The organism is Burkholderia sp. Ac-20349 (assembly GCF_017104865.1).
GTDB lineage: Bacteria > Pseudomonadota > Gammaproteobacteria > Burkholderiales > Burkholderiaceae > Burkholderia > Burkholderia aenigmatica.
This window is the reverse complement of record NZ_JAAGPM010000033.1, coordinates 48,583-62,069: the sequence shown is the minus strand read 5'-3', so window position 1 is coordinate 62,069 and position 13,487 is coordinate 48,583. Positions and strand designations below refer to the sequence as shown.

The 13,487-nt window shown below is 67.3% G+C and carries 14 protein-coding genes; 4 read left to right on the top strand and 10 right to left on the bottom strand.

What is annotated here, in order from left to right; all coding sequences use genetic code 11:
* The 4 genes from G3N61_RS13820 to G3N61_RS13805 form a co-directional block, all read right to left on the bottom strand.
* A partial coding sequence (locus G3N61_RS13820; RefSeq protein WP_205822731.1) for a transglycosylase domain-containing protein occupies positions 1-2,443 on the bottom strand: 2,443 nt, incomplete at its 3' end.
* A gap of 175 nt (positions 2,444-2,618) precedes the next feature.
* Positions 2,619-3,626 (bottom strand): trans-3-hydroxy-L-proline dehydratase, encoded by a 1,008-nt coding sequence (lhpH, locus tag G3N61_RS13815; protein WP_043183670.1) that lies wholly within the window; start codon positions 3,624-3,626, stop codon positions 2,619-2,621.
* Positions 3,627-3,691: 65 nt separating this feature from the next.
* Positions 3,692-4,813, bottom strand: a complete 1,122-nt coding sequence (locus G3N61_RS13810) for a branched-chain amino acid ABC transporter substrate-binding protein (protein WP_205822730.1) — start codon at positions 4,811-4,813, stop codon at positions 3,692-3,694.
* Positions 4,814-4,934: 121 nt separating this feature from the next.
* Entirely contained in the window at positions 4,935-5,672 is a 738-nt protein-coding gene (locus tag G3N61_RS13805) for a GntR family transcriptional regulator (protein ID WP_043183666.1), read from the bottom strand.
* Between the two features lie 263 nt (positions 5,673-5,935).
* Here G3N61_RS13805 and lhpI point away from each other — a divergent pair, with 263 nt between their 5' ends.
* The 3 genes from lhpI (at position 5,936) to G3N61_RS13790 (ending at position 8,240) form a co-directional block, all read left to right on the top strand.
* Positions 5,936-6,871, top strand: a complete 936-nt coding sequence (gene lhpI, locus G3N61_RS13800; RefSeq protein WP_205822729.1) for a bifunctional Delta(1)-pyrroline-2-carboxylate/Delta(1)-piperideine-2-carboxylate reductase — start codon at positions 5,936-5,938, stop codon at positions 6,869-6,871.
* A gap of 168 nt (positions 6,872-7,039) precedes the next feature.
* Positions 7,040-7,444 carry a response regulator transcription factor gene (locus G3N61_RS13795; RefSeq protein WP_043183664.1) on the top strand — a complete coding sequence of 135 codons (405 nt, stop codon included), beginning with the start codon at positions 7,040-7,042 and terminating at the stop codon, positions 7,442-7,444.
* A 16-nt stretch (positions 7,445-7,460) separates the two neighbouring features.
* A complete protein-coding gene (locus G3N61_RS13790; RefSeq protein WP_089453019.1) occupies positions 7,461-8,240 on the top strand; it encodes a helix-turn-helix domain-containing protein in 780 nt (259 codons plus the stop codon).
* A gap of 60 nt (positions 8,241-8,300) precedes the next feature.
* Here the strand turns inward: G3N61_RS13790 and G3N61_RS13785 are convergent, their stop codons facing one another.
* From G3N61_RS13785 to G3N61_RS13760, 6 genes are all read right to left on the bottom strand, one after another.
* On the bottom strand, positions 8,301-8,651 hold the full coding sequence (locus G3N61_RS13785) for a metal ABC transporter ATPase (RefSeq protein ID WP_089453020.1): 351 nt from the start codon (positions 8,649-8,651) through the stop codon (positions 8,301-8,303).
* 154 nt (positions 8,652-8,805) lie between these two features.
* Complete coding sequence (locus G3N61_RS13780) at positions 8,806-9,045, bottom strand: UDP-glucose 4-epimerase (protein WP_089453021.1); 240 nt, start codon at positions 9,043-9,045, stop codon at positions 8,806-8,808.
* A 16-nt stretch (positions 9,046-9,061) separates the two neighbouring features.
* Positions 9,062-9,352, bottom strand: a complete 291-nt coding sequence (locus G3N61_RS13775; protein WP_043183659.1) for a DUF1488 domain-containing protein — start codon at positions 9,350-9,352, stop codon at positions 9,062-9,064.
* 138 nt (positions 9,353-9,490) lie between these two features.
* Positions 9,491-9,889 carry a DUF488 family protein gene (locus G3N61_RS13770; protein WP_043183658.1) on the bottom strand — a complete coding sequence of 133 codons (399 nt, stop codon included), beginning with the start codon at positions 9,887-9,889 and terminating at the stop codon, positions 9,491-9,493.
* A 164-nt stretch (positions 9,890-10,053) separates the two neighbouring features.
* Positions 10,054-11,256, bottom strand: coding sequence for an amino acid aminotransferase (locus G3N61_RS13765; protein WP_043183657.1), 1,203 nt, complete (start codon positions 11,254-11,256; stop codon positions 10,054-10,056).
* Between the two features lie 45 nt (positions 11,257-11,301).
* A complete protein-coding gene (locus tag G3N61_RS13760; protein WP_043183656.1) occupies positions 11,302-12,687 on the bottom strand; it encodes an amino acid permease in 1,386 nt (461 codons plus the stop codon).
* Positions 12,688-13,004: 317 nt separating this feature from the next.
* Here G3N61_RS13760 and G3N61_RS13755 point away from each other — a divergent pair, with 317 nt between their 5' ends.
* Complete coding sequence (locus G3N61_RS13755) at positions 13,005-13,478, top strand: Lrp/AsnC family transcriptional regulator (RefSeq protein ID WP_043183655.1); 474 nt, start codon at positions 13,005-13,007, stop codon at positions 13,476-13,478.
* Positions 13,479-13,487 lie beyond the last annotated feature (9 nt).

Sequence of the window (13,487 nt, the reverse complement as noted above, 5' to 3'; positions counted from 1 at the left end):
GTTGCGACGCGCCCGCCGACAGCGCGGCGGCCGACGCGGCCACTTCGGACGCCGGCACCCATTCCTCGACGATACCGCCCGATGCCGCTTCGGGCGCCGAGGCGGCCGACACTGCCGAGGCCGCGCCCGTGTCAGCCTCGGGCGCACGCTCCACCCGCTGCGTCCTGACCGGCGCCGGGGCCTTCTTCGCCTCGGGCGGGAACCACGTGTCGAACAGGTCCGTCACGCGCTCGCGCAGCGACGCGAACCAGCCCGGCGACGGCTCGGTATCGAATTTCGCCTTCGTGTCGACGATCCGGGCGCGCTGCGCACGCTGGAAGAAATCGCCGACGATCGGCAGCGCACTGTGCGCGCCCTGCCCCCAATAATCGCTGCGCAGCGTCACGCGGCCGTCGTCGAAACCGACCCACGCGCCGGCGACGAGCCCGGGCTGCATCAGGATGAACCAGCCGTCCGCGTTGTCCTGCGTCGTGCCCGTCTTGCCGGCCACGTCGCCGCGGATCCCGAAGCGCGTGCGGATGCTGCCGCCCGTGCCGCGCGTCACGACATCGCGCATCACGCTGAGCAGCGTCTTGTCGGTTTCCGCGTCGAGCGCACGCTCGGGCGGCGCCGGCGCGTATTCGGCGAGCACGTCGCCCTGGCGGTTCTCGATGCGCGTGACCATCTGCGGCTCGACATACAGCCCGCCGTTCGCGATCGTCGCGTACGACGCGACCATCTCCTTCAGCGTGACCGGGCTCGTGCCGAGCGCGAGCGACGGCACGCGTTCGAGCGGGCTTTCGCGCACGCCCATGTCGCGCGCGAGCCTGGCCACGGAAGCCGGCCCGACCTTCTCCATCACCTGCGCGGTGATCCGGTTGCGCGACAGCGCGACTGCGTCGCGCAGCGTCATCGGCTTGCCGGTCGGCGGCACGTCGTCGTTCGGCCGCCAGATCTCGCCGCCCTTCAACGGGATCTCGACCGGCTGGTCGATGAACGTGTCGTCCGGCTTCATCCCGCTCGCGAACGCGACGCCATAGACGAACGGCTTGAACGTCGAGCCCGGCTGGCGCCGCGCCTGCGCGACGTGGTCGAACGGTTCGTTGGTGAAGTCGCGGCTGCCGACCCACGCGCGGATCTGACCGTTGCGCGGATCGATCGCGAGGAAGCCGGCCTGCACGTCGGTCTTGGTCTTGCACAGCGCGCGCATGAAGCCGCGGTCGGCCGCGAGCAGCTTCATCGCGGCCGCGTCGTCCTTGCCGGCGTCCTGCGCAGCCTTGTACTCCGGCGACTCGCGCATGAACGTGCGGAACACCTCGTTGTCGGTGCCGCAGCCGTCGCGGCCGCTCCATGCGTTGTTCGCGATGCCCTGCAACTGGTTGCCCTGCAGCGTGAGCGCCTGGGTCGCCATCTGCTGCAACCGCGAGTCGATCGTCGTGCGCACGATCAGCCCGTCCGCGTAGATGTTGTAGTCGTTGCGGTCGGCCCACGCGATCAGCCATTTGCGCAACTGCTGCGCGAAATGCGGCGCGGGCCCCGGCGGCTCCTTCTGCCGCTCGAAGTCGATCCGCAACGGCCGGCGCTGCAGCTGCGCGAACTGCGCGGGCGACAGCTTGCCGTACTTCACCATCTGGCCCAGCACCGTATTGCGCCGCTGCAGCGCGCGCTCGGGATTCAGCACCGGGTTGTAGTAGCTGTTGCCTTTCAGCATCCCGACGAGCGTCGCGCTGTCGAGCACGTCGAGCTCGTCGGCCGACTTGTCGAAATAGGTGCGCGCGGCCATCTCGACGCCGTACGCGTTGTACAGGAACGGCACCGTGTTCAGGTAGGTCTCGAGGATCTGGTCCTTGCTGTAGACTGCCTCGATCTTCAGCGCGGTGATCGCCTCCTTCACCTTGCGCGTAAGCGTCGGCGCGCGGCCGATCTCGTCCGGATACAGGTTGCGCGCGAGCTGCTGCGTGATCGTCGAGCCGCCCTGGCGGCTGCCCGAGAACGTATGGAGCGCGGCCGACGCCGTGCGCTTCCAGTCGAGGCCGTGGTGTTCGTAGAAGCGGTGATCCTCGGTCGCGATCAGCGCATCGACCATGTGCGGCGAGATCTGCTTGAGCGGCACCCACTCGCGGTTCGACGGCTTGAATTCGGCCAGCAGCTTGCCGTCGGCAGACAGCACCTGCGCGGGCTGGTCGACGCGCGCCTTGCGGATGTCGCCGATGCCCGGCGTGAACGGGATCAGCACGACCACGTACACCACGAACAGCGCTGGCACGGCGGCGCCCGCGAGCAGCACGCCGCGGCGCGTCGGATGACGGACATGGTGCCACGCGGTGGCGGCGAGAGGCTTGACCCGCGCGACGGCGGCAGCCGCGACGGGTTGGGCGCGCGCGACCCATCTGGCACAGAAGTCACGCACTGACGACACGTTTCGGCGATTCACGCGGGTGGAGCTCGGCTGAAAAGGGTGCATCGTACCAAACTCGCGCGGCCCGCCGGACTGCGATGGCGTCGCACCGGCATGCACGGGGCGGCGGCGCGGGCAGTACCCACGTAAAAAAGGCGCGCGCCCCGCAACGGGAACGACGCGCCAAGCCTGGTACTACAACCGGGAGGCCGCGCGACGCGCGGCCGATCGGCGCTGCCACTCAGCGCACGAGAAAACCGTAGGTGAGCGGATCGCGTTCGTCGACGATCCAGTTCGCGAACCCGCAGATATGCGCGCTGCCCTCCACTTCCGGAATCACGGCCGGGATGTCGCCGACCGTCGTTTCGCGCAGCACGCGCCCCTTGAAGACCGTGCCGACGATCGACTCGTTGACGAGCGTGTCGCCGGCCGCGAGCAGCCCGCGCTGGTAGAGCTGTGCAACCCGGCCGCCGGTGCCGGAGCCCGTCGGCGAACGGTCGACCTCGCGATCCGCGAACACGCAGCAGTTCGCCTGCGTCGAGCCCGGGTGGCGCGGCGCGTTCGCGATGATCGTGCCGTAGATATGGTTGATTTCCGGAATCTCCGGATGCACGACCGGGTACTTCGCGTTCGCAGCGGCCTTCACTTCCGCGCCGAAGCGAATCAGCTTTTCCACCGCCGCTTCGCGCACCGGGAGGTCGAACGGCGCGCCGTCAACGTAGAAATAGAACGCGCCGCCGTACGCGATGTCGCCCGTCACGGTGCCGAACGACGGGGTCTCGACCGACACGTCGCGCTGCCAGATGAACGACGGCACGTTGACGAAGCGTACCGGCCCCGCATGCTCGCCGTCCCACTTGACGAACGCCTCGATGAAGCCGCACGGCGCGTCGATGCCGACCCGCGTTTCCGGCACCGTGCGCTGCACCCAGCCGAGCTCGACGGCCGCAGTCGACAGCGCGATCACGCCGTGTCCGCAATGGTCGCTGTAGCCTTCGTTGTGCAGGAAGATCACGCCGAAATCGGCGTTCGGCGACACGGGCTCGGTCAGGTAGCCGCCGTACATGTCGGCGTGGCCGCGCGGTTCGAACATCAGTGCGCGGCGGATCTCGTCGGCGTTCTCCTTGAGCCACGCGCGGCGCTGGACGATCGTGTCGCCCGGCAAACGCGGCAGCCCGCTCGTGACGATGCGGAACGCTTCGCCGCCCGTATGGACTTCGACGGTGGAAAGGGATCGGGAAATTTTCATGGGTGATCGAATGCGTTGAAACGAAAGACGGCGGCCGCGCCGCCGTCCGATGGCAGGCTGGTGGGTTACTTCGCGTACGGTTCCGGCAGGCCGTTGCGGATCACGTAGACGGTGGTCGGCGCGCCCTTCAGGTCGCCGTTCGCGTCGAACGAATAGGTGCCCGCGACGCCCTTGTAGTCCGACTTCGCAAGCTGCGCGATCAGCTTCGCCTTGTCGGTGGTCGTGCCGGCCTTGACCATCGCGTCGGCGAGCAGTTTCATCCCGTCGTAGTAGTTCACGCCGTAGACCTGCGTATCGGTGTGATACGTGTCGTGGTACTTCTTCAGGAATTCGCGGCCGGCCGCCGTCTTCTCGAGCGCGACGCCACCTTGCGCGCAGTAGACGATCGACGCCGCGTCGCCCGCCACCTTGCCCATGTCGGCCGAGCAGATGCCGTCGCCGCCGAGCAGCTTCGCACGCAGGCCGCGCTGCTTCATCTGCTTGGCCATCGGCGCGCCCTGTGCCGCATAGCCGCCGAGGAAGATCACGTCGGGGTTGCTGGCCTTGATCTTGGTGAGAATGCCGAGGAAATCGGTGGCCGACGAACTCGTGTATTCCTGGTCGACGATCTTGATGCCGTTCGCCTTCGCGACGTTCATGAACTGCTCGGCCACGCCCTGCCCGTATGCGGTGCGATCATCGATCACGGCGGCGGTTTTCGCGTTCAGCGTCTTCGCGGCGAAGGTGGCCATCGTGCCGCCGAGCTGTTCGTCGCTCGCGCCGATCCGGAAGATGTTCTTGAAGCCCTGCTTCGTCAGCGCCGGGTTCGACGCGACCGGCAGCATCGGCACGCCGGCAGTCGAGTACACGCGCGACGCGGGAATCGCGACGCCCGAGTTGTACGGCCCGAGCACCGCGACGACGCCCTTGTCGACGAGATTCTGTGCAACCTGCACGCCGGCCTTCGGGTCGGCCTGGTCGTCGTCGGAAACCAGTTTGAACGTGACGGTCTTGCCGGCGACCTTGATGCCGGCCTTGTTGAGTTCGTCGACGGCCAGACGCGCGCCGTTTTCATTGTCCTTGCCGTTCGCGGCCTGCGGGCCGGTCAGCGGCGCCGAATGGCCGATCATCACGACTTCCTGCGCCTGCGCGGAAGTCAGCGCGCCGGCGGCGATGGCCACCGAGAGCGCGGTAACGAGGTGTCGCATGATGTCTCCTGATTGGTTTTGTGTGAAACCAATGTAGGACACGCGTGGTCACCATGCAAGCAATATCAAAATAAAAACTTCGATTCTGGTCATTTTTCAGACCAGAACGAACCTGGCGCCGTCATTTCGGCGTGATGTCGCGCCGCACGCGGCGGATGTGCTGCTCGACATAGAACGCCGCCGCGTCGGCGTCGCCGGACACGATCGCCTCGTAGATCAGCCGGTGTTCGGACACGTAGAGCCGGATCCGGCCCGCATCGTAGATGCCGTCGTCCTTCAGGCGTTTCCACAGCGGCTGGTCCATCGTCTTCGCGACTTCGTCGGCGATCTTCACCATCAGCGCGTCGCCGGTCATCAACGCGAGCTGCCGGTGGAACAGCCGGTCGCTCTCGTTCCACAGCGCGCGCTGATGCGGATCGTCGACGTCGGTAATGGTTTCCATCTGAGCCAGATAGCGCTCGGCGCCGGCGTCGGCCCGACCGTGCGCGGCCGCGAGGCGTGCGATCGCGGGCTCCAGGATCAGCCGCACGTCGAGCGTCGACGTCGGGCTGAAATCGGGTTCGGACGCCGCATGCGTGTCACCGCGCTGCGCGAGCACATCGAGCGGCGACGCGACGACGTAGGTGCCGGAATTGCGCTTCGTGAACACGAGCCCTTCGTTCTGCAGCGCGCCGAGCGCCTCGCGCACGGCCGGCCGGCCGACCTGGAACAGCCCCGCGAGCTCGCGTTCGGACGGCAGCCGCGACTCGGCGGCATAGCGCCCCGCGCGAATTTCGTCGCGGATCTTCTCGGCCACCTGCTCGTAGATCTGCAGCGGCCTGAAACCGCCTTCGGGTGTGTCGGGACGCGCGGACATCATCGTATGGCTCCTGCCCAGTCGCGGGCGTGAATCTGGAATGGGTTCGCACTATACCGGAGCGCGCCGGCATCGACGCCGTGACGGCCCTTCTGGACAGATATTAGAACCAAAAACAGCGAGCTGCTTTATTTTCTGGGTTGCGGGTGGGCCAGCAAGTGGTATAGATTCGATCCACACTGCCCTGTGTCACGGTATCCGGCAGCCCTGTGGCGGGCGCGGCATGCGCCCGTCGTCCACGCTCACCGACGCATACGACGTACACGATGACCGCTCTTTCCCCGATTCCCGTTTTCGATGCGGCCGACACGGCCGCGCTGCTCGACTACCCGGCGCTGCTCGCCACGCTCAGGCAGGCCGTCGCCGACTATGCGTCGGGCGAGATCGTCAGCCCCGAACGACTGGTCGTGCCGCTGCAGGCCGGCGGCGTGATGCTGTCGATGCCGTCGAGCGCGCGCGACCTCGCGACCCACAAGCTCGTGAACGTGTGCCCGGGCAACGGTGCGCGCGGGCTGCCGACGATCCTCGGCCAGGTCACGGCATACGACGCGACCACCGGCGAGATGCGCTTCTCGCTCGATGGCCCGACGGTCACCGGACGCCGCACGGCGGCCATCACCGCGCTCGGCATCCAGGCGCTGCACGGCGCCGCGCCGCGCGACATCCTGCTGATCGGCACCGGCAAGCAGGCCGCCAATCACGCGGAAGCGCTCGCCGCGATCTTTCCCGAAGCACGCCTTCACGTGCGCGGCACCAGCGCCGACAGCGCGGCGGCATTCTGTGCCGCCCATCTCGCGCACGCGCCGCGTCTCGTGCCGCTCGACGGCGACGCGATTCCCGATGCGATCGATGTCGTCGTCACGCTGACGACGAGCCGGACGCCCGTCTATCGCGAAGCCGCGCGCGAAGGCCGGCTCGTGGTCGGCGTCGGCGCGTTCACCGCGGACGCGGCCGAGATCGACGCGACCACGGTGCGCGCCAGCCGGCTGGTGGTCGACGATCCGGCCGGTGCGCGCCACGAAGCCGGCGACCTGATCGTCGCGCAGGTCGACTGGCAGGACGTCGCATCGCTGGCCGACGTGCTCGGCGGCGCATTCGACCGCAGCGGGCCGCTGCTGTTCAAGAGCGTCGGCTGTGCCGCGTGGGATCTGGCCGCGTGCCGCACGGCGCGCGATGCGCTGGGCGCACGCCGGGCCGGCTGATTCGGCGGCGCAGCCCGCTGGCCGCGCTCGCGGCACCCCCAGCTCGGCGCCGCTCCGGCGATTTTCCGTACGCGTTGTAGGAATCGCCCTACAACGCGTCGCAGCGGCCTACATCAACTTCCAATTCGGCCGATTTCATTTTCGGCGGCGCAACACGATACTGCCGGCATGAATGCCAGCCAGTTGCCCGCCGCACTCCGGGTGTTTCTCGTCGATCACGCTGTTGCCGTCCGGCAGCGGATCGCGCTGCTCGTCGGCGCGATCCGCGGCGTCGCCGTCGTGGGCGAGGCGGAGGACGGCCAGGACGCGTGGACGCATATCCGCAGCAGCCAGGCGGACGTGGTGATCGTCGACCTGCGGCTGGCGGACGGCAGCGGCCTCGACCTGATCGGGACGCTGTCGAAGGCCGCGCCGCGCATCGTCACGATCGTGCTGACGAATCACTCGGCGCCGGCATTCAGAGAGGCATGCGCGTCGGCCGGAGCCGATTACTTCTTCGACAAGACCGTCGAATTCGACGCTGCATGCCGTGTCATCGAATCGCTGGTGCACGCCCGCGCGCACCGCCCCTGACGAGCCGGAGTGACTCATGTCCACAGCCACCATCTGCGCCGCCGACGTACCCATCGCACCTCGGCCGACGATTCCGCTTCGCGCGGTCACGCGCGCCGACGCAGCCAAACATCCCGCCGCGCGCTGCTCGGTCTGCGCGATGCGCTCGATGTGCCTGCCGCCGCACCTGACCGCGGCCGAATACGGCCGCCTCGACGCGATCATCTGCACGACCCGGCAGGTTCGCCAGGGCGACGCGCTGTTCCGCACCGACGATCCGTTCCAGAGCATCTATGCGGTGCGCGCCGGTTCATTCAAGACGGTGATGATGCATCGCGACGGCCGCGAGCACGTGACGGGCTTCCAGATCGCCGGTGAAACGCTCGGGATGGATGGCATCGGCGGCGGTCAGCACTGCTGCGACGCGATCGCGCTCGAAGACAGCGTCGTGTGCATCATCCCGTTCGGCGCGCTCGAAGCGGCGTGCCGCGAGATCAAGCCGATGCAGCACTTCCTTTATCAGATGCTGAGCAGCGAGATCGTTCGCGAATCGAGCCAGATGCTGCTGCTCGGCACGATGTCGGCCGAGCAACGCGTCGCGCATTTCCTGCTGAACCTGTCGTCGCGCTTCGAGGCGCGCGGCTATTCGGCGACGGAATTCAACCTGCGGATGACGCGCGAGGAAATCGGCTGCTATCTCGGGATGAAGCTCGAAACCGTGAGCCGGATGTTCTCGCGGTTCCATCGTGAAGCGCTGGTCGAAACGCGCGGCAAGCGCATACGCATCATCGACTCGCAAGCCCTCGCACGGGTCTGACGGACCAAGACCCGGACGACGTCTGGCGACCCGCACGGCCCCGGCACCGCGCGCGATGCATCATCGCACCGCGCCGCCGGCCGCCGCGTTGCGCAGCCCCACCCTTGTACCGCCCGCCTGGCATGCGATCAGCGCCTGTTCGGCCTGCATGAACGCACGGCGCAACGTGTCGTCCACGTCGCCGCCGACGCACGGCGGCAGCGACCACAGCGCCGTGTCGTGCATCACGAGGTCGAGCCGCACGTCGTACTGGCGTGCGCCATCGGCGGCGGCACGCGCTTCGATGGCGAGATGGCAGCCGCCAATCAGCGCGCGAAACCGTTCCAGCCGGACCAGCTGCGCGCCGGCTTCGGCTTCGACCGCGGCGGAACCCGCGAATCCGTGGCAGGCGATCTGCATGCCCACGCCCATGTCGTGTCTCCTGACGGGGCCGCCCGCTCGTCGACCGCCTTGCAAGTGCCGCCCGCACCGAAAGGCGGCGGCACGTGTTGCCCGTGGCACGGCGCGAATGCTTCGATCGCTGCCGGCCGATTGTCTGCCCGCGCCTTCGTCGGCGCGGGACGGTTCATACGTTGAAGGTCTGCGACGCCTTCATCTCGATCCACGTCATGCCCGCCCGCAGCCCTTCGATCATCGCCTCGCGCTCGGTCGGATACGCGTGGCTGTGCTCGAACGTGTGATGAAAACGCGCGGCACCGGTGCCATGCTCGACCGACACGCGGCAGCGGAATTCGCCTGATTCGCACGGGCGCGTCTCGACTTCGACGGACCAGTCGCGTTCGTGAATATTGCCCTGCAGTGTCATGCGCCCTCCTGCGGTATCAGTCTTCGAGCCGGAAGTGGCCGCTGTGCAGCAGCACCGGCCGGCCGCCGATTTCCTCGAGCATGCGTCGCGCCATCGCCTCGATCGCCGACCGGTGCGCTTCGAACGCAGCCAGCAGGTCGCGTTCGAGCAGCGACGGCGCGCCGAAATGATCTTCCAGCGCCTCGGCCGTGACCGCGCACTGCACGCAACGTCCGTCGACCAGCGCCGAAAACGCCACGACCAGATCGCGTGCGCAATATTCGGGGGGTTCCGGCGGGAAGACAATCTGCATCTGTCGGCCTGTCATCGTCGTGATGGCTCCATGACAAGAGCATAGTGGCGCGCGCGCCCGCGCGCTTGACCCACGTCAACCGGTTCGCTGCGCCGCACGATAACGACGCAGCAGCGTGCCGGCGCGGCTGCGCGCCGCCGCTTCAAACCGCGTTCAGCCCGCGTCGGGCTCGATTGCCGCGCCGCGCTCCGCGAGCAGTTCGCGCAGCACGCTGCGGTGGCAATGGCGTTCGTCGTCGCAGTAACAGCCGATCGAGAACGCGGTGGTCGCCGACAGCGCCGCCAGCAGGTCGAGCACCTTCGACGCATCGCCATGCGCCATCTCCGCGCGGAAGTGACGCCGGAACGCGTTCCATTCGGCATCGGTTTCGGCGGCCTGCGCCTGTGCGACGAGCTCCGGGCTCGGCGACAGCGTCGGCAACCATACATCATAGTAGTTGCGCGACGCGAATTCCGCCTTCGGCACGCCGCGCGGCGGCCGCCGCACCGTGCCGATCCGCAGGCCCTCGCCGGCCGCGCGCGGCGTGCCGAGCTGGATGATCCGGATGCCCATGTCGCTCCTTTCGAGTGATGTTCGATCCCGTGATCGTACCGCCGCGCCTGCCCCCGCGTCAGCCGGGCGACGCACCTTGCGGTCGCCCAACAAAAAAACCGGCTGCCCCCTTGCGGGAGACAGCCGGTTCGGCCTGCCGCGTGGCGCGCCGGAGCGCGCCGCGATCAGACGCCGCTCTTCAGCACCTTGCCGATTGCATCGGCGACGATGGCGACGTTCGAGTCGTTCAGGCCCGCCACGCACATCCGGCCCGAACGCAGGATGTACACGCCGTGCACTTCGCGCAGCGCGTCGACCTGCGATTCGGTCAGACCCGTGTACGTGAACATCCCGCGCTGCTTCACGTAGCGCGTCAGTGCCTCGCCGCTGACGTGGTCGCGCAGGCCGTCATGGATCGACTGGCGCATCCGTGCGATGCGGCGGCACATCGCCGCCAGTTCCTCTTCCCACTGCTTGCGCAGCGCAGGCGTGCCGAGCACGGCTGCCACGACCTTCGCGCCGTAGGTTTGCGGGTTGCTGTAGTTCGAGCGCACGGCGCCGGCCAGCTGGCCGAGCACGCGGTCGGCCGCGGCGGGATCCTCGCAGACGACGCTCAGGCCGCCCACGCGCTCGCCGTACAGCGAGAAGTTCTTCGAGAACGAGTTCGCGACCAGCGCCGGCACGCCGCGGCGGGCCAGTTCGCGCACCGCGAAGGCGTCCGCGTCGAGGCCCGCGCCGAAGCCCTGGTACGCCATGTCGACGAACGGCAGCAGCCCGCGCGCCTCGATCACGTCGATCAGCTTCTCCCACTGGCCTTCGTCGAGGTCGACGCCGGTCGGGTTATGGCAGCACGCGTGCAGCAGCACGATGCTGCGCGCCGGCAGCGCGTCGATCGCCGCGAGCATCGCGTCGAACTTCAGGCCGCCCGTCGCCTCGTCGTAGTACGGGTACGTGTTCACCGTGAAGCCGGCGCGCTCGAAGATGAAGCGGTGGTTTTCCCAGCTCGGATCGCTGAGCCACACCTGCGCATCCGGGAAGTAGCGCTTCAGGAAATCGGCGCCCACCTTCAGTGCGCCGGAGCCGCCGAGCGTTTGCAGCGTCGCGATGCGGCCGGCCGCGCGGGCCGGGTGATCGGCGCCGAACACGAGCGCCTGGACGGCGTCGCGATATGCGGCCAGGCCGACCATCGGCAGGTACGGCTTCGCGCTGCTGTCGCGCTGCAGCGCGGTTTCGGCTTCGCGCACGGCGCCCATCACCGGAATCCGGCCTTCGGCGTCGAAGTAGATGCCGATGCTCAGGTTGACCTTCTGGTCGCGCGGATCTTTCTGGAAGTTCTCGTTGAGCGTCAGGATCGGGTCGCCCGGGTACGCGTCGATGTGTTCGAACATGGCTATGTCGGTCTCGTTTGGAAGAATGATCTGTCGTGGCCTGCTTCAGCGTGCGGATGCGCTGTCGTGCACCGCATAGCCTGCATTCTTCTGACGGAAGCGATACCCGACCGCGAGCACCGCGAGCCATACCGGGATCAGGTACACCGACAGGCGGAGATCCGGCGTCAGGTACATCACGACGAGAATGCCGGCCATGAATGCCAGGCACAGGTAATTCGTGAAAGGATAGCCCAGACTGCGGAAGGAAGTCTCCTCCCCGGCCGCGCGCTTCGCCTGGCGGAACTTCAGGTGGATCAGGGTGATCATCGCCCAGTTGATGATCAGCGCCGACACGACGAGGCCCATCAGCACCTCGAACGCCTTGCCCGGCATGAAGTAGTTGATCAGCACGCACACGCCGGTCGCGAGCGCCGACGCGCCGAGCGCGGCGAGCGGAATGCCGCGCTTGTTCACCGAGCACAGCACCTTCGGCGCGTTGCCCTGCTGCGCGAGGCCGAACAGCATCCGGCTGTTGCTGTACACGCCGCTGTTGTAGACCGACAGCGCGGCCGTCAGCACGACGACGTTCAGCACGTTCGCAACCACGTTGCTGCTCAGCGCATGGAAGATCAGCACGAACGGGCTACCGCCGCTGACGACCTTTTCCCACGGATACAGCGACAGCAGCACAGCGAGTGCGCCGATGTAGAAAATCAGGATCCGGTAGATGACCTGGTTGGTCGCACGCGGAATGCTGCGCTTCGGATCGTCGGCCTCGGCCGCAGTGATCCCGATCAGCTCCAGCCCGCCGAACGAGAACATGATCGCCGCCATCGACATCACGAGCCCCGATACGCCGTTCGGGAAGAAACCGCCGTGCTGCCACAGGTTGCGGACGGTGGCTTCCGGCCCGGCGTGGCCGCTCGCGAGCAGCCAGCCGCCGAAGCCGATCATGCCGACGATTGCGGCAACCTTGATGATCGAGAACCAGAATTCCGTCTCGCCGTACGACTTCACGCTCGCCAGGTTGAGCAGGTTGATCGCGACGAAGAACACCAGCGCCGACACCCAGGTCGGCACGCCGGGCCACCAGTACTGCACGTAGATCCCGACGGCCGACAGCTCGGCCATGCTGACGAGGATGTACAGCACCCAGTAGTTCCAGCCGGACAGGAAGCCGGTGAAGTGGCCGACGTACTTGTTGGCGAAGTAGCTGAACGAGCCGGCGACAGGCTCGTCGACGACCATCTCGCCGAGCTGGCGCATGATGAAGAACGCAATGATGCCGGCCACCCCGTAGCCGAGCAGCACGGACGGGCCCGCCATCTTGATGGTCTGCGCGATGCCGAGGAACAGCCCCGTGCCGAGCGCGCCGCCGAGCGCAATCAGCTGGATGTGCCGGTTCTTCAGCCCGCGCTTCAGGCCGTCGCTCTCGTTTCCAGAAACCATGTCTTCTCCACTCTGTCCGCCTCCGCCTGAAGCGGTGCGGCGCGCCTCGGTGTGCCGGGCGCTGTTTTGCTGTGCCGGGGCCGTTCGTGGAGCCGCCGGGTTGGGGACTGCAATCTTCGCGTGGCGGCGCCCGATTCGTGTCGGCGTGCCCGCCAGACCGGCCGCCGACTGTCGCCGCGCCCGCATTGCTGCGTTCGCACACGAAAATCCGGCGTCAGTTTAGCGTCGCGACGACGAAATCGGGTTTCGTAACTCGTTCATGCAAACCCTACATTATGAGATAAGATTGCATCCAGGAGACAGATAAGGAAACAAAAATGCATGAACCGGTTCTGGATCGCCTCGATCGCCACTTGCTTTCGATCCTGCAGGAGAACGGCCGCGCGTCGAACCTCGATCTGGCGAAGGCCGTCGGCCTGTCACCCGCGCAAACGCTGCGCCGCCACCGGCGGCTGGAGGAGATCGGCGCGATCCGTCGCTACGAAACCCGGCTGTGCCCCGACACGCTCGGTTTTGGCGTCACCGCTTTCGTGCACGTGACGATGGAGCGCGGGCATATCCGCGACCTGTCGAAGTTCCAGAAACTGGTGTCCGATCTCGCGCAGATCCAGGAGTGTTTTTCCGTGACGGGCGACATCGACTACGTGTTGAAGGTCGTCGCACACGACCTGAAAGGCTTGTCGCAGTTCCTGCTCGAGACGCTGATGCGGACGCCCGGCGTGAGCGGCGTGCATTCGAGCGTGTGCCTCGACGAGATCAAGTGCACGAGTGCGATGCCGGTCGAAGGTTGAAGCCGCGGG